At 70.0% G+C, this 21,515-nt stretch carries 17 protein-coding genes; 8 read left to right on the top strand and 9 right to left on the bottom strand.

The features are described 5' to 3' along the window. Positions 1-310 precede the first annotated feature (310 nt). From ACSQ14_RS19015 to ACSQ14_RS19025, 3 genes are read left to right on the top strand one after another with little or no spacing between them, the layout of a single operon-like run. Positions 311-1,489: an acyl-CoA dehydrogenase family protein gene (locus ACSQ14_RS19015; RefSeq protein ID WP_436015805.1), complete on the top strand. Its 1,179-nt coding sequence runs from the start codon at positions 311-313 to the stop codon at positions 1,487-1,489. A gap of 49 nt (positions 1,490-1,538) precedes the next feature. Then, complete coding sequence (locus tag ACSQ14_RS19020) at positions 1,539-2,807, top strand: cytochrome P450 (protein ID WP_436015806.1); 1,269 nt, start codon at positions 1,539-1,541, stop codon at positions 2,805-2,807. Between the two features lie 11 nt (positions 2,808-2,818). Next, the gene (locus ACSQ14_RS19025; protein WP_436015807.1) at positions 2,819-3,763 is read left to right on the top strand and encodes an alpha/beta hydrolase; all 945 of its coding nucleotides are present in this window, start codon (positions 2,819-2,821) and stop codon (positions 3,761-3,763) included. A 46-nt stretch (positions 3,764-3,809) separates the two neighbouring features. Here ACSQ14_RS19025 and ACSQ14_RS19030 read toward each other — a convergent pair whose 3' ends face one another. From ACSQ14_RS19030 to ACSQ14_RS19060, 7 genes are read right to left on the bottom strand one after another with little or no spacing between them, the layout of a single operon-like run. Beyond that, entirely contained in the window at positions 3,810-4,637 is an 828-nt protein-coding gene (locus ACSQ14_RS19030; protein WP_436015808.1) for a helix-turn-helix domain-containing protein, read from the bottom strand. Positions 4,638-4,639: 2 nt separating this feature from the next. Then, the gene (locus ACSQ14_RS19035) at positions 4,640-5,017 is read right to left on the bottom strand and encodes a nuclear transport factor 2 family protein (RefSeq protein WP_436015809.1); all 378 of its coding nucleotides are present in this window, start codon (positions 5,015-5,017) and stop codon (positions 4,640-4,642) included. After that, on the bottom strand, positions 5,014-6,069 hold the full coding sequence (locus ACSQ14_RS19040; protein ID WP_436015810.1) for an acyl-CoA dehydrogenase family protein: 1,056 nt from the start codon (positions 6,067-6,069) through the stop codon (positions 5,014-5,016). Before ACSQ14_RS19040 ends, ACSQ14_RS19035 begins: the two co-directional genes overlap by 4 nt. 2 nt (positions 6,070-6,071) lie before the next feature. Continuing rightward, on the bottom strand, positions 6,072-7,226 hold the full coding sequence (locus tag ACSQ14_RS19045) for an acyl-CoA dehydrogenase family protein (RefSeq protein ID WP_436015811.1): 1,155 nt from the start codon (positions 7,224-7,226) through the stop codon (positions 6,072-6,074). A gap of 5 nt (positions 7,227-7,231) precedes the next feature. Next, entirely contained in the window at positions 7,232-8,122 is an 891-nt protein-coding gene (locus ACSQ14_RS19050) for an enoyl-CoA hydratase (protein WP_436015812.1), read from the bottom strand. Continuing rightward, complete coding sequence (locus tag ACSQ14_RS19055) at positions 8,122-10,239, bottom strand: acetate--CoA ligase family protein (RefSeq protein ID WP_436015813.1); 2,118 nt, start codon at positions 10,237-10,239, stop codon at positions 8,122-8,124. The genes ACSQ14_RS19050 and ACSQ14_RS19055 overlap by 1 nt, the downstream gene beginning before the upstream one ends. Then, the gene (locus ACSQ14_RS19060; RefSeq protein WP_436015814.1) at positions 10,236-12,239 is read right to left on the bottom strand and encodes a flavin-containing monooxygenase; all 2,004 of its coding nucleotides are present in this window, start codon (positions 12,237-12,239) and stop codon (positions 10,236-10,238) included. Before ACSQ14_RS19060 ends, ACSQ14_RS19055 begins: the two co-directional genes overlap by 4 nt. A gap of 355 nt (positions 12,240-12,594) precedes the next feature. Here ACSQ14_RS19060 and ACSQ14_RS19065 point away from each other — a divergent pair, with 355 nt between their 5' ends. The 5 genes from ACSQ14_RS19065 to ACSQ14_RS19085 all read left to right on the top strand — a co-directional run bounded on the left by ACSQ14_RS19065 (position 12,595) and on the right by ACSQ14_RS19085 (position 19,391). Then, positions 12,595-14,775: a TonB-dependent receptor gene (locus ACSQ14_RS19065; protein ID WP_436015815.1), complete on the top strand. Its 2,181-nt coding sequence runs from the start codon at positions 12,595-12,597 to the stop codon at positions 14,773-14,775. 76 nt (positions 14,776-14,851) lie between these two features. Then, on the top strand, positions 14,852-15,664 hold the full coding sequence (locus tag ACSQ14_RS19070; RefSeq protein WP_436015816.1) for a sugar phosphate isomerase/epimerase family protein: 813 nt from the start codon (positions 14,852-14,854) through the stop codon (positions 15,662-15,664). 128 nt (positions 15,665-15,792) lie between these two features. Beyond that, on the top strand, positions 15,793-17,454 hold the full coding sequence (locus ACSQ14_RS19075; protein ID WP_436015817.1) for an AMP-binding protein: 1,662 nt from the start codon (positions 15,793-15,795) through the stop codon (positions 17,452-17,454). Beyond that, positions 17,451-18,329 (top strand): enoyl-CoA hydratase, encoded by an 879-nt coding sequence (locus ACSQ14_RS19080; RefSeq protein WP_436015818.1) that lies wholly within the window; start codon positions 17,451-17,453, stop codon positions 18,327-18,329. The genes ACSQ14_RS19075 and ACSQ14_RS19080 overlap by 4 nt, the downstream gene beginning before the upstream one ends. 21 nt (positions 18,330-18,350) lie before the next feature. Then, complete coding sequence (locus tag ACSQ14_RS19085; RefSeq protein WP_436015819.1) at positions 18,351-19,391, top strand: cyclase family protein; 1,041 nt, start codon at positions 18,351-18,353, stop codon at positions 19,389-19,391. A gap of 536 nt (positions 19,392-19,927) precedes the next feature. Here the strand turns inward: ACSQ14_RS19085 and ACSQ14_RS19090 are convergent. Both ACSQ14_RS19090 and ACSQ14_RS19095 read right to left on the bottom strand, forming a co-directional pair. Next, positions 19,928-20,080, bottom strand: a complete 153-nt coding sequence (locus tag ACSQ14_RS19090) for a hypothetical protein (protein ID WP_436015820.1) — start codon at positions 20,078-20,080, stop codon at positions 19,928-19,930. Positions 20,081-20,154: 74 nt separating this feature from the next. Further along, a complete protein-coding gene (locus ACSQ14_RS19095; RefSeq protein WP_436015821.1) occupies positions 20,155-21,474 on the bottom strand; it encodes an MFS transporter in 1,320 nt (439 codons plus the stop codon). Positions 21,475-21,515: the final 41 nt, after the last annotated feature.

Below are 21,515 nucleotides of genomic sequence, written 5' to 3' on the forward strand. Positions count from 1 at the left end.
CTGCGCGTCGCGACCAGCCCCGCCGCGCCCTCCCGGATCGGCTGCTCGCCCCTGTGTGCAACGGCGAGGGAAACATCACGCCCGGAGCGGAGTCCAGAATGAAACTCCCTACTTGCATTACATGTTTGCAGCACTAGTATCGACGGCGAGTGAGCTGGTGCGCGCGCCGGCGAAGCCAGGCGGCCGTTGCGGCCCGCCCGCGCGGCAAAACTGCGAGGCTCCGCGCCATCGGCGCCGGCCCCCGCCCCTGCCCCGCGGAGACAGGCTTCGACGCGACCGCCGGCGCTGTACTGATCTTCGGGGACGCGTTTTGGATCTGGATTATTCTGACGAGGATCGGGAATTTCGCGCCCGCGCCCGGGACTGGCTCAGCCGCAACATTCCAACCGAGCCGCGCCCGGCCGATGGGCCGGGCGCGTCGCAGTTCGACCGCGACTGGCAGCGCAAGCTGCACGACCACGGCTGGGCCGGCGTGGCCTGGCCGAAGGAATATGGCGGGCTGGGGCTGAGCGGCCTGCAGCAGGTGATCTGGTACGAGGAGCTCGCCCGGGCCCACGCGCCGCACCACATCAACACCACCTACGTCGCGCTGATGCACGCCGGCCCGACGCTGATCGCCCGGGGCACCGAGGCGCAGAAGGCCGAGCACCTGGCCAAGATCCTGCGCGGCGACAGCCTGTGGTGCCAGGGCTTCTCCGAGCCCGGCGCCGGGTCGGACCTCGCGGCCCTGACCACCCGCGGCGAGGTCGACGGCGACTGGATCGTCGTCAACGGCGCGAAGATGTGGACCACCGACGCCAAGTACGCCGACTACCAGGAACTCTTGATCCGCACCGACCCGGGCTCGGAGCGGCACAAGGGGCTGACCTGGGTGATCTGCGACATGCGCACGCCGGGCATCGAGATCCACCCGATCCGCACCATGACCAACGACGAGCACGTCAACACGGTGTTCTACGACAACGTGCGGATCCCGCGCGCCAACGTGGTCGGCGAGATCGGCGGCGGCTGGTCGACGGCGCTGTCGACCCTGGCTTTCGAACGCGGCCTCGGCTTCATCGCCGACCAGCTTGAGCTGTTCGAGCGCGTCCAGCGGGCGATCGAGGTGGCCCAGCGGGTGAAGCTCGAGAACGGCCAACTGGCGATCAGCGACAGCGAGGTGGCGCGTCGGCTCGCCAGCCTCAAGGCCGAGACCATGGCCATTCGCGCGATGACCCTGGCCGACATCAGCGAGACCGACCTGACCGGGGTGCCCGGGCCGAAGGGCTCGCTGACCAAGCTTATGGTCACCGGCGTGCACAAGGCGCTGATGCAGCTGGTGGCCGAGGTGCTGGGCTGGGAGTTCCTGGAGTTCGACGGCGACCGCGGCCGCCACCCCTGGACCTACGACTACCTGTGGAGCTGGGTCTTCACCATCTCCGGCGGCACCTCGGAAATCCAGCGCGAGATCACCGCCGACCGCCTGCTGAACCTGCCGCGCGGCCGCTGAGGCGCGCCGACCCTCAGCGCCGCTTAGCGCTCTAGCTCCGGAGACTCCCATGGCCGACATCGCCACCGCCCAGGCCGCGCACAGCGCGCTGGCGGCCAAGCCGGCGCATGTGCCGGACGCCCTCGTCGTCGACTTCGACCACTTCCAGGATCCCGGCCTGCTGGCCGATCCGCACGCGCGCATCCTGGAGCTGGTGCGCACCGCGCCGCCGGTCTTCTGGTCGCCACGGCACGGCGGCCAATGGTTCGCGATCGGTCACGACGCGACCTTCGAGGCCTCCCGCAACTGGGAGCTCTTCTCCAGCGAGATGATTCCGCAGGCGCACATCCAGGCGATGCTGGCGATGCTGCCGCCGGGCGCGCCGCACATCCCGCAGCCGATCCCGATCAACGTCGACCCGCCGAACCACGGCAAGTTCCGCATTCCGCTCAACGGCGCCTTCTCGCCGAAGGCGATGGCGGTGATGAAGGACGACATCCGCGCGCTGGCCGCCCAGCTGATCGACGAGGTGGCGGGCCGCGGCCGCTGCGAGTTCATGAGCGCGATCGCCGAGCCGATGCCGGTGCAGGTCTTTCTCAAGATGATGGGCCTGCCGCTGGAGCGGCAGGCGGAGTACCGCAAGCTGGTCGAGGAGCAGCTGGCCGGCATCGGCGCCGGCGCGGAAGAGGCCATGCGCGCCATGCAGGCGATCGCCGCCTCGATGCGCGACACCGTGCTCGAGCGGCGCGACGCCCCGCAGAACGATCTGATCAGCCTGCTCTGGCGGACCGAGATCGACGGCCAGCCGATGACCCTCGGCGACATGGAGAACTACTGCGTCCTGCTGTTCATCGCCGGGCTCGACACGGTAATGAACGGCATGGGCTTCGGCGCGCGGCACCTCGCGGGCGACCCGGCGCTGCAGCAGCGGCTGCGCGACAATCCGGCGGACATCGCCGACGCGGTCGAGGAACTGCTGCGCCGCTACACCTTCACCGTGCCGAGCCGCCGGGTCGCCAAGGACCTGGTGTTCGAAGGCGTCGAGATGAAGGAAGGCGAGCGGATGTGCATCTTCCTGCCCGGCGCCGACCTCGACGCCGCGCGGTTCCAGGATCCGGACCGCTTCGACCTCGATCGCGAGGACAAGGTGCACATCGCCTTCGCCACCGGGCCGCATCGCTGCCTGGGCTCGCACCTGGCCCGGGTCGAGCTGCAGATCCTGTATGAAGAGCTGCTGGCCCGCCTGCCGGAGTTCCGGCTCGACCCGGCCAAGCCGCCGACCTTCCACGGCGGCCACGTGATCGGCGTCGACAGCCTGGATCTGGTCTGGGACGTCTGAAGGAACCGCTGATGCCTGTTCTGCCGCCGATCAAGCCGATCTTCGACGCCATGAATGCGCCGGCGCCACGGAGCGACGTCCCACCCGCAGAGGCCCGCGCGGCCATGCATGCGATGATCGAGCAGAACTTTTCCGCCTTGAGCCGCCAGCCGCCGCCGCTCCCCTCCGAACGGGATCACCAGGTCCCGGCGGCCGGCGGCGAGATCACCGTCCGCGTTTACAGTCAGGGCGCAGGCGGCCGGGCGAGACCTTGCTACCTCTATCTGCACGGCGGCGGCTTCTGGCTGGGGACACTGGATCAGTCCAACGCGCTCTGCCGCACGATCGCCGTCGACGCCGACTGCGTCGTCGCCTCGGTCGATTACCGGTTGGCCCCGGAACACAAGTTCCCGACCGCCGCGGAAGACGGCTACGCCGCGCTTCTGTGGGTGGCGGCCCATGCCGCCGAGCTGGGCGTCGACGCAGCCCGCATCGCCGTAGGCGGCGGCAGCGCCGGCGGCAACCTCGCCGCCGTGGTTTCGCTGATAGCGCGCGACCGCGGCGGGCCGCGGCCGGTGCTGCAGCTGCTGGAGATCCCCGTCACCGACATGACGCGCCTCGAGCCGCTCCGCATCCCGGAGGAGGACCTGGTCGTCGAGATGGGCAAGGACGTGTACGGCGGCTATTACCTGGCCGATCCGGCGGACGCGACGAACCCTTACGCCTCGCCGCTGCTCGCGCCGAGCTTGAGCGACCTGCCCCCAGCCCTGGTCATGTGCGCGGAGTACGACCCGCTTCGTCCGGAAGGCGAAGCCTATGCCGACCGCCTCAGGGCGGCCGGAGTTCCGGTGGAATACCGCTGCTGGGAAGGCCAATTCCACGGGTCGCAGAACATGGCTGCGCTGATCCCCGAGGCGGCGGCCGCCTACCGGGCTCAGGTCACGGCTGCCCTGCAGCGCGCTTTCGGCGAAGCTTAGGCCTCCCACGCTCGGAAAGCTGCGACGACGGCGGGCGCTGCCTCGTTCAGGCGGCGAACCGCGCCGCGGCGCGGACCGCGTTCAGCCCGGCGCCTTCGTCGTCCAGCCAATCGTGCACCGCGCTCTGCAGCACCGGCAGTAGAACGGTCGGCGAGACGCTGGACTTGTCGAACGCAACGCCGATCACCAGCGGCTGGTCGTCCGGCGCGCCGGGGGTGAGCACGCCGCAGAAATCGAGGAGCGCGCCGAACCCGGCCGGCCCCAGGACATGGCGTTGTCGGGCGCAGGCCTGGACCCGGGCGCCGATCGCCGACGGATTGAACTTCTGCTCCGCCGGCGCCTCGCCGCGCAGCCGGTGCAGGATGGCGTCCGAGCGGGATGGGCCGAGCGTCGACAGCAGCAGCCATCCGGCGGCGCTCTCGTGGAGGGGGCACTTGCGGCCGGGCGACAGCCGCCCCGGCCAAGGCGCGGGCGTCGGCCCGGCGGCTTCGCTCCAGCCGAAGATCTGGGCGTCGCGCCCGACCCGGCCGACCAGGGCGACGCTGAGCCCCGTCTCCACCGCGAGATGGTCCATCAGGCTGGCGAGCCGCCCTTCGCGCAGCATCGGCGGCTGCGCCGGCGCGGCCAGCAGCGCCGCGCGCGGGCTCGGCCGGAAGGCGCCCGTCTCCTCGTCCTTGTAGAGCAGGCCGCACTCGACCAGCACCGCCAGCAGGTCCGAGGTGCTCGACTGCGGCCAGTGGTGCTGCGCGGCGATCAGGTTGACGGTCGCCGGCTGCCGATAGGCGTCGAAGAATTCCAGCACCTGCACCAGGCGGCGGGCGTACACCGCCTTGCCCGCCTCGGCGCGGGGTCGCGCGTTGCCGGCGAGGCCCATCGTCAGCGGCCTTGCGCGATCGGCGTGGACTGGAAGTAGAACAGCCGCCAGCGGCCCTCGACCTCCTCCCACAGCAGGACCGCGCGGTTGTGCAGCGTCTTGGCGACGCCGCCGACCGTCACCTCCAGCGTCATCACCCCGTGCATGGCGGCGACGCCGGCGTGGAGGTCGACCTGCGGCTCGCTCCAGGCGATCGCGTGATAGACGATGCCGCCGGCCGCCATCTTTTTCAGCAGCGCCGGCTTGTCGTCGACCGCGCCGGTGGCGTGCACGAAGGTCAGGCGGTCCGAAAGCAGGCCCTCCAGCCCCTGGACGTCGCCGGCCAGCATCGCGGCGCTGCGCGCCGCCTCGGCCTCGCGCACCAGATCCTGCGGGCTCATGCGGCGATCCCTTCGCGGGCGAAGGTGTTGTCGGGGCCGATCGGGGCCTCGAAGACGCGAGCGGCGACCCGGTCGCGATGCAGCGGCTTGCCGCCCCAGGCGGCGGTCAGCGCCAGGGCGCGCTTGACGTAGTAGTGGACGCCGGCCTCGAAGGTCATGCCGATCGCGCCGAACACCTGCACCGCCGCGCGGCTGGCGCTTTCCGCCGCCGCCGTCGCGGCCAGCTTGGCGTGGCTGACCCGCCCGGCCGACACCAGATCGCCGGCGGCGAAGTCGGCCGCCGCGGCCAGCACGACCGGCCGGGCGAAGCTCAGCTTCACCTGCTGGTCGGCGAGGATGTGCTTCACCGCCTGGTTGACGCCGATCGGCTTGCCGAACTGCTCGCGCACCTTGGCGTACTCCACCGCCTGGTCGATCGCGCCCTTGGCCAGCCCGAGCGCCTCGGCCGCGGCCAGCAGGGCGCCGCGCTCGAAGGCCTGGGCCCAGAGCCGGCGGCCGCGCTCGGCGTCGGCGATCCGCGTCGCCGCGCTGGGCGTCCAGGCGACTTCGAACAGCCGGCGGAATTCGTCGAAGCTCTCGCGGCGGCGCAGCTCCACGGCGGAGGCCGGCACGAGGTGGACCTCGCCCTGATGCTCCAACAGCAGGGCCGCGGCGACGTCGGCGTTGGCCACGAACGGGTTCGCCGGATGACCGACCGCGAGCAGCTGGTCGCCCTGGACCGCCGCGCTCAGCAGCTCGTGTGCGCCGTCGGCCGCGGCCAGCAGCGGAACCGCCACGCCGGCGTGCTCGACCAGCGGCTCGGGCAGCGCCACGCGGCCGCAGGCCTCGGCGATCAAGACCGCTGTGACCTCGTCGAGGCCGCTGCCGCCAAGCTCGACCGGCGCAGTCATGCCGGGCAGGCCCATCTCGACGATCTGCCGCCAGCGCTGCGGGTCGAGCGGCTCGCGCGAAGTCGCCAGCGCGCGCAGGTGCGCCGGCGTGCAGGTCTCGACCAGCATCCGCTCGACCGTCTCGGCGAGCATCAGGGTCTCTTCGTCGAGGTTGAAATCCATGGCTAGCGCCTCGGCAGGCCGAGCATCCGCTCGGCGATGATGTTGCGCTGGATCTCGTTCGACCCGGCGTAGATCGGGCCGGCGAGCGCGAAGATGTAGTCCTCCAGCCAGTCGGCCAGCAGCGGATCGTCGTGCGCGTCGAGCTCGGCGACCGGGCCCAGGATATCGAGCGCGGTCCGCTGCAGCGCGATGTCGAGTTCTGACCAGAAGATCTTGTTGGTGCTGCTTTCCGGGCCGATCTTGCCGCCCACATCCAGCCGGCTGGCCATCTCGTAGATCGCCAGCGCATAGGCGTCGGCGTCCATCCAGTGCTGGACCACGGCGTCGCGCATCCCCTGCCCCAGCGCCTGGCCGCGCTCCTGGTAGAGCCGGACCAGCCGCTTCGCCGCTTGCTGGTAGCGGGCCGGGCTGCGGAGCATCAGGCCGCGCTCGAAGCCGGCCGTCGACATGCAGACTTCCCAGCCCTGGCCTTCCTCGCCGAGGCGGTTGAAGGCCGGCACCCGGACCTCGTCGAGGAAGATCTCGGCGAACACCTTCTTGCCGTCCATCCGCTCGATCGGCCGCACGGTGACGCCCGGCGCGGTGAGCGGGAAGAAGACCAGCGACATGCCCTGGTGGCGGCTGCTGCCGGGCGCGCGGAACAGGCCGAACGCCCAGTCGGCGAAGGTGGCGCGCGACGACCAGATCTTCTGGCCGTTTAATACGTAATCATCGCCATCTCTGATGGCGGTCGAGCGCACGCCGGCCAGATCGCTGCCGGCCTGCGGCTCCGACCAGGCCTGGGCCCAGACCTCGTCGCCGCGCGCCATCGCCGGCAGGAAGCGGGCCTTCTGCTCCGGCGTGCCGAACTCCATCAGCGTCGGGCCGAGCAGGAAGATGCCGTTCTGGTTGACCCGCACCGGGGCCTTGGCGCGGTAGTATTCCTCTTCGAAGATCAGCCACTCGATCAGGCTCATGCCCCGGCCGCCGTATTCGGCCGGCCAGGTGACCATCCCCCACTTGCCGCTGTCGAGGGTGCGCTCCCAGTCGCGGTGCGCCTCGAACCCTTCGCGGGTGAGGTCGAAGGACGGCAGCGGCCCGCGCGGGACGTGCGCTTCGAGCCAGGCGCGCGCCTCGGCGCGCAGCGCCTGCTGCGCCGGCGTGTACTCCAGTTTCATCCCGTTCAGCCCTCGCCGGCCTGCTTCTTGTTCGCGGCGGCCATGGCCTTGGCGTCCATCTTGGCGATCGAATTGCCCATCACCAGGTCGTTCTGGGCGTGGGCGAAGTGGTGCATGTGGAACATGGCGTCCATCGCCGAGCGCTTGCCGCGCAGGTCCTCGGCCTGGCTGATCGCCTGCTTGGTCAGCCACAGGCCGAGCGCCGGCTTCTCCGCCAGCTTCGCCGCCATGCCGGCGCAGGCCGCGCGCAGTTCGTCGCGTGGCACGACCTTGTTGACCATGCCGTACTGCTGCGCCCGTTGCGCCGGCATCCGCTCGCCGAGCATCAGGAACTCGGCGGCGACCCGCGGCGGCAGCTCGAAGGGGTGGGCCCAGTACTCGACGCCAGGGATGCCCATCAGCAGCACCGGGTCCTGGAAATAGGCGTCCTCGGAGGCGACGATCAGGTCGCAGATCCAGGCCAGCATCAGGCCGCCGGCGATGCAGCCGCCCTGCACCATGGCGATGGTCGGCTTGGCGATCTCGCGCCAGCGGCGGCAGAGGCCGAGGTAGACCTCCTGTTCGCGGGTGTAGAGGAACTCCGCGTTCGGCTTGTTCACGTGGTCCGGGAACAGATGCGTGCGGTCGTGGCTGACCGCGACGTCGCGGCCCGGCGTGCCGATGTCGTGGCCGGCGGAGAAGTGCTTGCCCTCGCCGCCCAGCACGATGACCCGGACGTTCGCGTCGTCGACCGCGCGGCGGAAGGCGGCGTCCAGCGCGTAGAGCATCTGGCCGTTCTGGGCGTTGTTGAAGCGCGGCCGGTTCAGCATGATCCAGGCGGTCGCGCCCTCCACGCTGTAGGTGACCGGCTCGTCCGTCTCGTAGACGGGGTTGGCGGCATTCGGGACGTCGTTCATCAGGCGACCACCTTCTCGGCCGGTTCCACGGCCGCATCCAACAACACCAGGCCGTCCGCGGCGAAGGCCCCGCGGCCCTCCGGCAGGACGATCAGCGGATTGATCTCGACCTCGCGCACCCGCGCGTCGGCCTGCGTCACGGCGTCGGACAGGGCGGCGATCGCCCGGGCCGCCGCAGCGACGTCGGCCGGCGGCGCGCCGCGGTAGCCGGTCAGCAGGCGGAAGCCCTTCAGCTCGCGCAGCATGGTCTCGGCCTCAGCGGCGTCGACCGGCAGCAGCCGGTGGCTGACGTCGGCCATCACCTCGGTGAAGACCCCGCCCAGACCGACGGTCATCATCCAGCCGAACACCGGGTCGCGGGTGCAGCCGCACAGCAGCTCGACCCCGCCGGTCAGCATCGGCTCGACGGTGACGCCCTCGACCCGCACGCCCGGCATGGCGCCGGCGCGGCTGGTCATGTCGCGGTAGATTTCCGCAACCGAGTCAGCGCCTTCGATCCTAAGTTTGACGAAGCCGTGCTCGCTCTTGTGCTGCACGTCGGGGCTGACGAGCTTCAGCACCAGCTGGCCGCCGATCGCCGCGGCCGCGGCGCGCGCCTCGGCCTCGCTGCGGGCGAGCTTGCCGCCGGCGACCGGCACGCCGAACCGGGCGAGCTCGGCCTTGGCTTCGACCTCGCTCAAGGCCGCGCCGCGGAAGTCCGCCGCCGGCCAGGCCTTGCCGGTCGCGCGCGCCGGCTTGGCGGGGCGCGGCGCGCCCAGGGCCTCGCGCCAGGCGCCGTACTGGCCGATCGCGCGCGCGGCGCGGTCGAAGTCGTCGAACAGGGCGCAGCCGGCGGCCTCCACCGCCGCGCGGTCGGCGAGCGCGAAGGTGTCGATCACCACCACGGCCTTGTCGGTCCGCGCGGCCAGGGCTGCGACCTGGTCCATGGCGCGGGTCAGGAAGTGGCCGGGCAGGTAGAGGATGATCACGTCGATCTCGTCGGCCTCGGCGACGACCGACATGACGTTCAGCAGGAACTCGTTGTCGTTGGCGATATTGCCGGTCAGGTCGATCGGGTTCGAGACCATGCTGTGGCCAGGAATGGCCGCCTGCAGCCGGGCCTGCAGCGCCTCGGGCAGGCTCGGCATGTCGGCGCCGGCGCTGGCCAGGGCGTCGGCCATGATCGCCCCGGCGGCGCCGGAGATGCTGAGCACCGCCGCGCGCCGGCTGAACTGGCGGTCGCGGAAGCGGTGCAGGTAGGCGACGTCGGCCAGTTCGGCGAGCGAGCCCGCAGCCACCGCGCCGACCCTCTTCACCGCCGCTTCGTAGGCGTGACGATCGCCGGCCAGGGCCGCGGTGTGCGACTGGGTGGCGGCGGCGCCCTTCTCCGAGGCGCCGACCTTGTAGAGCGCCAGCAGCTTGCCCTGGCTGCGGAACGCCTCCGCCGCCTCGAAGAAGGCCGCGCCGTCGCGCAAGCCTTCGACGTAGCAGAGCGCGGAGTCAGTCTCCGGGTCTTCGGCCAGGAAGCGCAGGTAGTCGGTCAGCTCGACCGCGGCTTCGTTGCCGGTGTTGATCACGTGGTTGAAGTTGACGCCGAAGCGGCGGGCGATCCGATAGATGGTCGCGCACATGTTGCCGCTCTGGGTCACCAGCGCCGTCCGCCCGGGCGCATCGCCCGGCTGGAACGAGGTGCCGAAGGTGGTGAACACGCCCTGCTGGAAGTGGGCGTTGCCCATGCAGTTGGGCCCGGCCACCGGCATGCCGGTGCGCCGCGCGAAGGCGGCGAGCTCGGCCTGGCGGCGCTCGCCCTCCTCGGTGCCTTCCTCGCTGTAGCCCGAGGCGAAGACGATCGCCGCCTTCGCCCCGCGCGCATGGCAGCGCTCGAGTTGGGCCAAGGTGTCCTGGGCGCTAACCGCGAGGATGGCGAGATCGACGGCTTCCGGCACGGACTCGATGTCCGGATAGCCCTTCCGCCCCTGGATCTCAGGATAGCGCGGATTGATCGGATAGACCCGGTCGAACCCGGCGCGGATCAGCAGCTCCAGCGGGATCCCGCCGATCCGCTTGGGATTGTCCGAAGCGCCGATGATGGCGATCGACTTGGCCGCGAGCAGCGGCGCCAGCGACGACGAGGTCATGCCACTTCACTCTTCACGCGCTGGAACTCGTACTCGGCCGGGTCGAACTCGGCGGTGAGATTGCGGTAGTCGACCAGCCGCCACGGCGAGTTGGTGACCACCCGGCCGGACTTGTTGCGGTACCAGTTGTTCACTCCGGGGTGCGACCAGACCATCTGCCGGTGCATGGCGTCGACCCTGGCGTTGTAGTCCTCGAACGCGTCGCGCCGGACCGCCACCGTGTCGGCCCCGCGCTCCAGCATCTCGCGCAGCGCCTGCATGGTGTAGCGGACCTGGCATTCGCTGTGGAACACCGCGCTGCCGCCGTGGCCGCCGTTGGTGTTGGGGCCGTAGAGGATGAAGAAGTTCGGGAAGTCGGGCACCGTGACGCCCAGGTGGGCGCGCGGGTTGTCCTCGCCCCAGTGGTCGCGGATGCTGCCATTGGTTCCGACCACCTCCATCGGATGGAGCGGCTGCTGGGCCGTAAAGCCGGTGGCCAGGATGATGACGTCGGCCGGGTGCTCCACGCCGTCGCTGTCGACCACGCCGGTCGGCGTGATCTCGCCGATCCGTTTGTCCACCAGCTCGACGTTGTCGCGGGTCAGCGTCTTGTACCAGTTGGCGTCACGCAGCATCCGCTTGCCGTAGGGCGGATAGGACGGGATCACCTTCTTCAGCAGCTCGGGATCGCCGTTCACCTGTTTGGTGATGTGGGCGACCAGCCGCTCGCGGGTCGCCTTGTTCTCGGCATTCAGCGAGCTCTCCGGCTCGGTCCAGTCCGGGTCGATCTTCAGCGTGTGGTAGAAGGCGTCCGACGAGGCCCAGATCAGCAGCAGCCGGAACCACTTGGCGTAGAAGGGGATGTTGCTCAGCGCCCACTTCACCGCGTCGTTGACCGGCTCGAACAGCAGCTTGTTCTCGATCGCCCAGGGCGGCGAACGCTGGAAGATCGTCAGCTTGTCGACGATCGGCGCGATGTTCGGGCCGATCTGCAGGCCGCTGGCGCCGGTGCCGACCATCACCACCCGCTTGCCCGCAAGGTCGACGCTGTGGTCCCAGCGGGCCGAGTGGAACATCGGCCCCTTGAAGTCCTGCATGCCCGGGATGTTCGGGTAGGCCGGCCGGTTCAGCAGCCCGGTGGCGCTGACCACGGCGTTGGCCTGCAGCGTGTACTCCGAGCCGTCGGCCCGCCGCACCCGGACGTTCCACAGCGCGCGCTGCGCGTCCCAGATCGTCGAGACGACTTCCTCGCGGAAGCGGACGTGCTCGGCGATGTTCAGCTCGGCGTAGCAAGTCTTGATGTAGCGGAAGATCTCGTTGCGCCGGGCGAAGTAGTAGTCCCACTCCGGGTTCAGCCGGAACGAGTAGGAATAGAAGTGGTTCGGCGTATCGACGGCGCAGCCGGGATAGCTGTTCTCGAACCAGGTGCCGCCGACTTCCTCGTTCTTCTCGATCAGAACGAAGTCGATCCCGGCTTCCTTGAGCTTGGCCGCCATGTCGAGGCCGGAGAAACCGGCGCCGATCACCAGGACCTTGAACTTGTCCAGGACGCTGTCGGCGGGCTTCTGGCGCCAGTGGATGGCCTTCGGGTCGTCGTCCTCGAAGTTCATCTCCTCGAGCACGAGCGCGAAATATTCTTCCGTCACCGGCTGTCCGACGGCGACGTCGAGCATGCGCCGCAGCCGGGCCTCCGGCGGCCGCGGCGGCAGCTGCTGGCCGCTCTCGCGATAGTTCCGCAGCACGCCGACGAGCGCCTGCCGCAGCTCTTCCTTCAGCGCCTCCGGCGCGTACTCGTCGAAGGTCCAGGGGCCCTTGATGTGCGGGGCGAACCGCTCGAGCCAGCCTTCGTCGCCGCTGAGATGGGTGTGCACCAGCAAGAGCGGCACCACGTGAACCTGGCGCAGGTGAGCCAGGAGGCCGGCCTCGTCCTGAAGCAGCGCCTGCAACACGCCCGTCCGATGTTCCGGCAACTGCGCCGGGGGAACGATTTCCTGCTTCGCCGTCATCTCTTCCATCGTCATTTGGCGCTCACCTGACCCCGGGCGCAGACGCCTGGGCGTCGGGCGGGTCGCCCGCGAGACCGCTGTCTGGGCGACAGGATCGCTGTCCGACCGCCAGATCCGGCTCTTTGCACATCACCATGTGCAATACAATAGAGGCCGGGCGAGCTGTCAATGCGGGTCTCGGGATCGTGCGCGCCGGCCTCTGTCGCGCGATGGATTGACACGGCCCGGTTGAATCGCACAATACGCCACGTTCGTTGCATTAAGTCGCAGCGCGCGGCCGCTGGGCGGCGAACACAAGAACCCGTTCCGGATCACTGAGAACGGGCCCGGCCGCCCCAAGGCGCGCACGGCGAATGGGGAGGCTCTCGTGATGTTCTGCAAGACCGGATTGCTGATTTCCGCCGCCATGGCCGCGGCCCTCGCGGGCGGCGCGGCGGCGAACGCCCAGCCTGTCGACGAGGCCGCAGCCCAGGTCGGCGAGGTCATCGTCACCGCCCAGCGCCGTTCGGAGCGGCTGCAGGACGTGCCGATGGCGGTGACCGCGCTTTCCGAGCAGGCGCTGTCCCAGGCCGGGATCAGCCAGACCGCGGACCTGGCCCGGGTCACCCCGGGCCTCGTGCTGCCCTACTATGGCGGCGGCATTCAGCCGGCGCTGCGCGGGGTGTCGTCCCAGGGCGGCAACGTCGGCGACGCCTCGAACGTCGCGATCTACCTGGACGGCGTCTACCAGCCGAACCCGCTGGGCAACATCTTCGACCTGGCCGACGCCCAGCAGATCGAGGTGCTGAAGGGCCCGCAGGGCACGCTCTACGGCCAGAACGCCACCGGCGGCGCGATCATCATCACCACCAAGCGGCCGAGCTTCGACTGGGAAGGCACGCTCAAGGCCAGCTACGGCAACTTCGACGACGTCCTGGCCAACGGCTACGTCAGCGGGCCGATCATCGACGACAAGCTCGCCTTCAGCCTGTCCGGCCAGTACGAGGACCGCGACGGCTTCCGCCGGCACGTCATCACCGACGAGCGCGACAAGGGCCTGCGCTCGAAGCTGGTCCGCGGCAAGCTGCTGTTCACGCCGGACGAGAACGTCGAGCTGACGCTCACCGGCTATCTGGCCCGCCGCGGCGACGCCAGCCCCTACGCCGGCCAGACCTACAACGGCAACAGCGTCACCCGCGCCTTCTTCCCGAACTTCCCGCGGGCGTCATCCAAGCAGTACGAGGCCGATCCGGTCGTTGATACGATCATGAAGGCCGACGGCACGAGCCTGAGCAGCCTGATCCACACCGAGCTCGGCGAACTGTCGACCATCACCAGCTACGGCCGGACCAAGTACCAGTTCCTGGCCGACCCGGACTACAGCCCGGTGCAGTACGCGCTGACCGCCGGCGAACAGAACCAGCCGTCGGTGATGAAGACGATCACCTTCATCCAGGAGGTCAATTTCGCCTCGCGCGAGATCGGCCGCACCACGGTCACCGCCGGCCTGTTCTACCTCGACGGCTACAGCTCGCTGGTCCCCAGCGCGATCAATCTGCGCGTGCCCACGCTGCCGCCGGCGGCGCCGGGCGCGACGGTGTTCCAGGCCGGGCAGAACCTGCGGGTCGATAAGGAGATCTGGGCCGGCTACGTGGAGGTCGCCTACCGCATCACCGACGATCTACACCTAACCGCCGGCGGACGCTACAGCTCCGAGCACGCCCGCGGCTTCATGGACAACGGGCTGGTCACCGTCGGCAACGGCGTGCTGGTGCTGCGGGAAGAGGAGACGTTCAACAAGTTCGTCCCCCGGGTCACGCTGCGCTACGCGCTGACCTCGCGCGACAACCTCTACGCCAGCATCTCGCAGGGCTTCAAAAGCGGCGTGGTGCAGATGAACGCCCCTCCAGCCAAGCCCGAGATCCTGACGGCCTACGAGATCGGCTACAAGGGCCGCCCGCTCGACCGGCTGCAGCTCAACGTCTCGGCCTACCACTACGACTACAAGGACCTGCAGGTCTTCCGCTACGAGCCGCCGAACTCGCTGCTCGAGAACGCCGCCAAGGCGCGGATCCGGGGGATCGACTTCGACGCCACCGTGCTGGTCACCGAAGGGCTGACGGTGACCGCCGGCGGCTCCTTCCTCGACGGCAAGTACAAGAGCTTCCCAGACGCCGCGGTCTTCGTCTCGCTGCCCTCGGGCGGCAACCAGACGGTCTCGCAGGACCTCTCCGGCGAGCGGATGAGCCGGGCGCCGAAGTTCACCGGCACCCTGGCCGCGAACTACGAGCACCCGACCAGCATCGGCGACTTCGGCGCCTACGCCGGCTTCTACTACAACAGCGGCTACAAGCTGGAGCTGGCCGGCAAGATCCCGCAGAAGAAGTACACCACGCTCGACGCCGAGCTATCGTTCGCGCCGACCGCGGCCGAGGGCCTGCGGCTGGTGGCCTGGGGCCGCAACCTGACGGACCAGAAGTACATCGCCAGCGCCCTGCCCTCGAGCCTGGCGGACGGGATCGCGCTCGCCGCACCGCGCACCTACGGCGTGCGGGCGGAGTACCGCTTCTGAACCAGGGGGCGTTTAGGGCGCGACGGCCCAGCCTGCGGGATGGGTCTTCGGGTCCGCCGCTTTGAGGAGCATGCACATGTCGAGCCCCTTGCCGCTGATCGCCGTCAACACCCTCAGCCTCGCGCCGGGCGCGCTGGCGCAACACGTCGAGACGGTCGTCCGGCTCGGCGCGGCGGGGATCAGCCCGGACCTGCAGGACTTCACAGCTTGCAGTCCCCTGCAGGCCGCGCGGCTGCTGGCCGACGCCGGGCTGCAGGTCGCCACCCTCACCCATCGCGCCTTCGGCTTCGCCAGCCCGGAGCTGGCGGCGGCACAGCGCGAACGCCTCGACCGCACCCTCGAGCTGGCCCACGCGATCGGCGCACCCTCGATCTGCATGACCACCGGCGGGCGCGGCGAGCTTTCCTGGCCGGCGGCCGCCGCCCGCTTCGTCGCCGAGATCGCCCCCTGCGCCGAGCGGGCGCGCGCCGCGGGGGTGACACTGGGGATCGAGCCGACCTCGCACCTCTACGCCGACGCCTCGATCGTCCATCGGCTGGCCGACGTCGTGACGCTCGCCCGCCAGGCCGGGGTGGGCGTCGGCATCGACCTGTTCCCCTGCTGGATGGACGCCGACATCGAGGCGGCGATCGCCGCGGCCGGGCCGCTCTGCGCCTTCGTCCAGGTCAGCGACTATGTGCTCGGCGATCGCGGCCTGCCCTGCCGCGCCGTGCCGGGCGACGGGGCCGCCCAGCTCGACCGGTTGATCGGACTGATCCTGGCCACCGGCTATCGCGGGCCGTTCGACCTGGAGATCATCGGCCCGCGGCTCGAAGCCGAGGGCCGCGACGCCGGCCTCAAGCGCGCCATCGCCTGGCTGGGCGACGCCCTCGACCGCGCCCGGCCCTGACGCCGCGAGGCGCTGATTCCAGCCGCCAATTAATGAAATGCGCGGTTGCCATTATCGGGCGTGGCCGCATAGAGTCCGGCGACTTCCGGGCGCCTCGAGACGCCTGGACTGTAGAGTGAGAGGACCGGATGGGCTGGAGTCTGCGGACAGATCCTAGCGGGTTTGCGATCCGTTGGTCGGAAGAGGTCGCGGCGCAATACCGGGCCGCCGGCCATTGGCGCGAGACGACCCTGGTCGACGCCGCCCGCGCCGCGCTGCGCGAGGATCCGAACCGGCTGCTGCTGATCGAAGGCGAGCAGCGGGTCACCCGCGCCGAAGTCTGGGACCAGGCGCTGCGGCTGGCGGCCTTCTTCGCCTCCCGCGGGCTCACGCCCGGCGACGTCGTCGCCTTCCAGCTGCCCAACTGGGTCGAGACCGCGGTGATCGCCCTGGCGGCCCGCATGGCCGGCTTGGTGATCAATCCGATCCCGCCGATCTACCGGGAATCCGAGCTCGGCTACATCCTCAAGGACTGCGGCGCGAAGCTGATCTTCGTGCCCCAGGTCTTCCGCAAGCACGACCACCTGGCGATGCTGCAGGGGCTGCGGGCAGAGCTGCCGGCGCTGGCCGACGTGGTCGTGGTGCGCGGCGACGCGGGCGGCGGCCTGAGCTTCGCCAACGCCCTGGCCTTCGCGCCGGCGGCCGAATCCGCGCTGCCGAAGGTCGACCCCGCCGCGGTGATGATGGTGATGTACACCTCCGGCACGACCGGGCGGCCGAAAGGCGTGCTGCACACCCACTACAGCTTCGACTACCGGGTCCGCGGCATGGGCGAGGCCTGGGCCATCGGGCCGGAAGACGTGGTCTTCATGCCCTCGCCGGTGACCCACATCACCGGCGCCTTCTGGGCCTTCGACATGCCCTGGGTGCGCGGTTCGGCGAGCGTGCTGGTCGACATCTGGTCGCCGGACGAGGCGGTCGGCCTGATCCAGCGCCAGGGCTGCACGGTGAGCGGCGGGGCGACCCCGTTCCTCCAGCAGCTGCTCAACCTCGGCAAGGCGCAGCCCGAGGCGCTAGCCTCGCTCCGGCTGTTCTTCTGCGGCGGCACGACCGTGTCGCCGGACCTGGTGCGCGCCGCCTCCGAAGCGTTTCCGAACGGCCTGTTCTTCCGCGCCTACGGCTCGACCGAGCACACCACGGCGACCACCGGCATCCGCAGCCGCGCCCAGGCGCAGATGGGGGCCGAGACCGACGGCGAGATCGTCCCGCCGACCGAGATCCGCATCGTCGACCCGGTCACCGGCGCGCCGGTCGCCGACGGCGAGGAAGGCGAGATCGTCGGCCGCGGACCCGAGCTGTTCTTCGGCTACCTGCATCCCGAGGACAACGAGCCCAGCTTCGACGCCGAGGGGTTCTTCCGCAGCGGCGACCTCGGCCGGCGGGTGCACGGGAACTACCTGGTGATCACCGGGCGCAAGAAGGACATCATCATCCGCTCCGGGGAGAACATCAGCCCCAAGGAGGTCGAGGACGTCCTGTTCAACCACCCGGCGGTGGCCGAGACGGCGATCGTCGCCATGCCCAGCCCGGTGACCGGCGAGGCCGGCTGCGCCTTCGTCATCGCCCGCCCGGGGGCGACGATCGATCTGGCCGAGATGCGCCGCTTCCTCACCGAGGCGGGGCTCGCCAAGCAGAAGTTCCCCGAACGTCTGGTGGTCGTCGACGACCTGCCGCGTGTGCCCTCGGGCAAGGTGCGCAAAGACGAACTGCGCCGGATGGCGCGCGACCTGGCCGAAAAAGAACTGTCATGACCGAGACCGCTGAACCGACCGTCCGCTACGAGATGCCGACGGATAACATCGCCCGCATCGTCCTGGCGCGCGCCGACAAGCACAATGCGATCCATCCGCAGATGCTGTTCGAGGTGAACGACGCCTTCAACCGGGCGCTCTACGACGACGCGGTGAAGGTGATCATCCTGGCCGCCGACGGGCGCAACTTCTCCGCCGGCCACGACATCGCCGGCACCGTCGAAGAGTACATGGAGGCCATGCAGGCCCATCCGCGCAAGGTCGGCCACTGGAGCGGCTTTACGGAAGAGGCGACCCACGGCTGGTACGCCGCCGAGAAGGAAGGCTACCTCGAGACCGCCCGGCGCTGGCGCAACCTCGCCAAGCCGACGATCTGCGCGGTGCAGGGCAAGTGCATCGCCGGCGCGCTGATCTTCCCCTGGGTCTGCGACCTGATCGTCGCCTCCAAGGACGCGGTGTTCTCCGATCCGGTGGTGACCTTCGGCGTGTCCGGCGTCGAGTGGCTGGCGCACCCGTGGGAGCTGGGCGCGCGCAAGGCCAAGGAGTTCCTGTTCACCTCCGACACCTGGAGCGCCGAGGAGGCCTGGCGGCTCGGCATGGTCAACCACGTGGTCGAGCGCGACGCCCTGGACGACTTCACCCTGGCGATGGCCCAGAAGATCGCCGCCAAGCCGGCCTTCGCGCTGAAGCTGGCCAAGGAAGCGATCAACAAGACCCTCGACATCCAGGGCCAGGCCAACGCGATCGACGCGGCCTTTTCGCTCCACCACCTGTGCCACACCCAGAATTTCCGGGTGTACGGCTGGGGCATGGATCCGACCAATGCGCCCGGCCTGGCGACCATTCCCGGACGGCCGCCGAAGGCCGATAGCTAACCCACGCAGCGGAGCCCCGCGATGTCGAACCAACGCTGGTCGGTGCGCCCCGACGGCTCGAACTGGGGCGATTTCGGCCCCGACGACCAGCTCGGCCGGCTGAACCTGATCACCCCGGCGCGGCGGAAGAAGGCGGCTGAAGAGGTCCGCGAGGGCCTCGCCTTCTGCCTGTCACTGCCGCTCGACTGCCCGAACGTGCAGCTCAATCCGCGGCGCTTCGCGCCGGCGCTGGACTTCTCCATGCGCGGCGAGGACCCGGCCATCAACTGGCCGATGCACAAGCTGAACCCCGAGCAGACCGACGTGGTCTGCGACGACCGGGCGACGCTCAGCCTGCAGTATTCGACCCAGTGGGACAGCCTCTGCCACATCGGCGAGCTGTTCGACGCCCACGGGAGCGGCGAGCTCGAAGCCACCTACTACAACGGCTACTGCGCCCATCGGCACGTGCGCGGGCCGTTCGACTACCTGCACGACCGCGCAGCCCAGCCCGGACCCTACGGTGCAGGACCGCTGGGGATCGACCGGCTGTCCGAGACCGGCCTGCAGGCGCGCGGGGTGATGATCGACCTGTTCGCCCACGTTGGGCTGGAGAAGGTCGCGGTCGGCTACGACCGGCTGATGCGCATCCTCGAGGCCGACAAGGTCGAGGTCGAGCCGGGCGACGTGCTCTGCTTCCGCACCGGCTTCGATCGCGCCCTGCTGGCGCGCTACCACGACGCCGCGGCGCCGTTCGACCAGCACCGCTGCTCCGGCCTCGACGGGACCGACCCGAAGATCCTCAAGTGGGTCGACGCCAGCGGCGCCGCGGCCCTGGTCTCCGACAACGAGGCCGTCGAGCTGCTGCCCGAGGCCGGCGCGATCCACGGCCACGGCACGCGGATCCCGCTGCACAACCTCTGCCTGTTCAAGCTGGGCATTCCGCTCGGCGAGCTGTTCCTGCTCAGCGACCTGGCCGACTGGCTGCGGGCCAACGGCCGCTCGCGGTTCCTGTTCACCGCCCCGCCGCTGCGCCTGCCCGGCGCGGTCGGCTCGCCGGTCACCGGCGTCGGCACGGTGTAGACGCGGCCCCTCACTCAGTGTCATCCCGGTTTCGCGAAGCGAAGACCGGGACCCAGGAACACGGCCGAAATCGGTGAGCGCAAACCTGCCGCCACTGTGTTCATGGGTCCCGGACAGCCGCTGCGCGGCTTCCGGGATGACACGCAAAGAACGGCGCGGAAGCCGCAGCGGCGACGCGTTAAGCGTCAGATTGCGCGAGGTCGTCCGCGAGCGCCTTCAGCATCGCCACGCCCTCAGGGGTGCTCGCGATGAGGCAAGGGTCATCCCACTCGTTCTGAAACGTCAGGCTCGTTCTGCCGGACGTAAACCGTCGCCATGGGGTACTTCTTGAGTTTCGGCCGACCGAAACAGGCGAGAATGATCGCTGAGAGGCGATCAAGATCTTCGACCGCCATCTCCAAAGACCAGCACCCGTCGTGCACCTGAGAGAGCGAAGCCATTCGAGGAGGTTGCATCGCCGATGGCGGAAGGCAACCACGTCGGCGAACTGCCCAGCGGGTCGCGGGTCGTTCGCTCGCAAGAGCTATAGGCCGGTCTCAGCCGCCCGCAGCGGCGTGGGCCACCATCTGGCTCAGCCAGAGCACGCCGGACCAGAAGCCGACGCTTAGCAGGATGACGAAGCTCAGGCCCGTGAAGGACCGGGCGGCGGCGGACCGGACATGGCCGGCTGATGCAAGCGCGCGGACCATCTAACCTCCCAATGACTCACGTCGTGTTCTTATTGTAATGGCACTCTGTCACGGCATTTCAGGGTTTGGTAGCCCTATTTCGAAGCCGAAACAACGATCTCGCCCGGACTCGTCGCGGCGGCTTTCGCCGGCGCCGCGGGCGCGCGCGACCGCTCCAGGTCCGGATAGCGGCCGAGCGACAGGAAGAGGCCGGCGCCCGCCAGGCAGATCGGGATGAACAGCCAGACCGCCAGGCGGTAGGAGCCGGTCGCGTCGTAGATGCTGTTCACCAGGAACGGCCCCGATCCGGTCGCCAGCGCCTGCAGGCCGCCGAGCGTGCCGAACAGCACGCCGAAGCTCTTCAGCCCGAAGTGCCGGGTCATCAGGTAGGCCACCGCGTCGAGCTCCGCGCCCATCGAGAAGCCAAGCAGCAGCACCGCGGCGATCGCCACCGGCACCGACGGCGGGAAGCCGAGCAGCAGGGCGCAGGCGATCACCGTCAGCAGCAGGCTGCTGGCGGCGACCAGATTGCCGTTCAGCCGGTCGAGCAGATAGCCGCCGGTCAGCCGACCGACGATCGTCGTCAGGCCGATGAAGCCGGCGACCCCGGCCGCCGTGCTGCGGCCGTGGCCCAGCGAGACCAGGATCGGCACCAGGCTGACGACGCAGGTCACCGTGCCGATGGTCATGGTCATCGCGCCGAGCACCAGCCGCACGTAGCGCCAGGAGAGCAGCCCCTCGCGCGCGGTGCAGCCGGGCAGGTCGGCCGCGGCGCCGACGTCCGCCTTCGCCGCCTTGCGGGCGCGGTGCTGGTCGGCGGCGCTGTTAAAGAAGAACAGCACCGGCGGGATCACCAGCACCGCCCAGACGGCGCCCAGGGCCAGGTAGGCGGTCCGCCAGCCGTAGCTGTCCACCAGGTAGTTCGCCAGCGGCGGGGTGAGGCTGGAACACAGGGCTGTGCCCGAGAGCATCAGCGCCAGCGCCAGGCCGCGGCTCGTCGAGAACAGGCTGGAGACGCCGGCCGCCCAGATCGTCGGCTTGATGAACATCGCCGAGAGGGCCATCGCGCCCCAGAGCGCCCACCAGGTCCAGACCGCCGCCTGGGCGGTCGAGAGCAGCGCCAGGGTGATGCAGGCGGCGATCACGCCGACGACCCCCAGCCGGCGCGGCCCGAACCGGTCCACCGCCAGGCCGATGAACGGGCCCATCAGCACCGCCGCCACCGCCGGGATCATCTGGCCCGACGCGATGGTGGCGCGGCTCCAGCCGAACTCCTGCTCGAGCGGCCGCAGCATGATCGCGGTGGTGTAGACCGGCGCGCTGGCCAGCGCCATGCCGCCGGCCCCGGCGAGGACGACCGGCCAGTGGCGGCGCCATTCCTGGCGGGCCTCGGCGTCAAAGCGGAACCCAGCCATCGCGTCGTCCTTTCTCGCCGAAGCCCGGCGCCGCGCCGCGA

The sequence above is a fragment of the Phenylobacterium sp. LjRoot219 genome, from assembly GCF_964252995.1.
Taxonomy (GTDB): domain Bacteria; phylum Pseudomonadota; class Alphaproteobacteria; order Caulobacterales; family Caulobacteraceae; genus Phenylobacterium.

Excerpts from the sequence above, each read along its gene's own strand:
- ACSQ14_RS19020 (WP_436015806.1), top strand. The coding sequence starts at position 1,539 with ATGGCCGACATCGCCACCGCCCAGGCCGCGCACAGCGCGCTGGCGGCC.
- ACSQ14_RS19025 (WP_436015807.1), top strand. The coding sequence starts at position 2,819 with ATGCCTGTTCTGCCGCCGATCAAGCCGATCTTCGACGCCATGAATGCG.
- ACSQ14_RS19030 (WP_436015808.1), bottom strand. The coding sequence starts at position 4,637 with ATGGGCCTCGCCGGCAACGCGCGACCCCGCGCCGAGGCGGGCAAGGCG.
- ACSQ14_RS19035 (WP_436015809.1), bottom strand. The coding sequence starts at position 5,017 with ATGAGCCCGCAGGATCTGGTGCGCGAGGCCGAGGCGGCGCGCAGCGCC.
- ACSQ14_RS19040 (WP_436015810.1), bottom strand. The coding sequence starts at position 6,069 with ATGGATTTCAACCTCGACGAAGAGACCCTGATGCTCGCCGAGACGGTC.
- ACSQ14_RS19045 (WP_436015811.1), bottom strand. The coding sequence starts at position 7,226 with ATGAAACTGGAGTACACGCCGGCGCAGCAGGCGCTGCGCGCCGAGGCG.
- ACSQ14_RS19050 (WP_436015812.1), bottom strand. The coding sequence starts at position 8,122 with ATGAACGACGTCCCGAATGCCGCCAACCCCGTCTACGAGACGGACGAG.
- ACSQ14_RS19055 (WP_436015813.1), bottom strand. The coding sequence starts at position 10,239 with ATGACCTCGTCGTCGCTGGCGCCGCTGCTCGCGGCCAAGTCGATCGCC.
- ACSQ14_RS19060 (WP_436015814.1), bottom strand. The coding sequence starts at position 12,239 with ATGACGATGGAAGAGATGACGGCGAAGCAGGAAATCGTTCCCCCGGCG.
- ACSQ14_RS19065 (WP_436015815.1), top strand. The coding sequence starts at position 12,595 with ATGTTCTGCAAGACCGGATTGCTGATTTCCGCCGCCATGGCCGCGGCC.
- ACSQ14_RS19070 (WP_436015816.1), top strand. The coding sequence starts at position 14,852 with ATGTCGAGCCCCTTGCCGCTGATCGCCGTCAACACCCTCAGCCTCGCG.
- ACSQ14_RS19075 (WP_436015817.1), top strand. The coding sequence starts at position 15,793 with ATGGGCTGGAGTCTGCGGACAGATCCTAGCGGGTTTGCGATCCGTTGG.
- ACSQ14_RS19080 (WP_436015818.1), top strand. The coding sequence starts at position 17,451 with ATGACCGAGACCGCTGAACCGACCGTCCGCTACGAGATGCCGACGGAT.
- ACSQ14_RS19085 (WP_436015819.1), top strand. The coding sequence starts at position 18,351 with ATGTCGAACCAACGCTGGTCGGTGCGCCCCGACGGCTCGAACTGGGGC.
- ACSQ14_RS19090 (WP_436015820.1), bottom strand. The coding sequence starts at position 20,080 with ATGGTCCGCGCGCTTGCATCAGCCGGCCATGTCCGGTCCGCCGCCGCC.
- ACSQ14_RS19095 (WP_436015821.1), bottom strand. The coding sequence starts at position 21,474 with ATGGCTGGGTTCCGCTTTGACGCCGAGGCCCGCCAGGAATGGCGCCGC.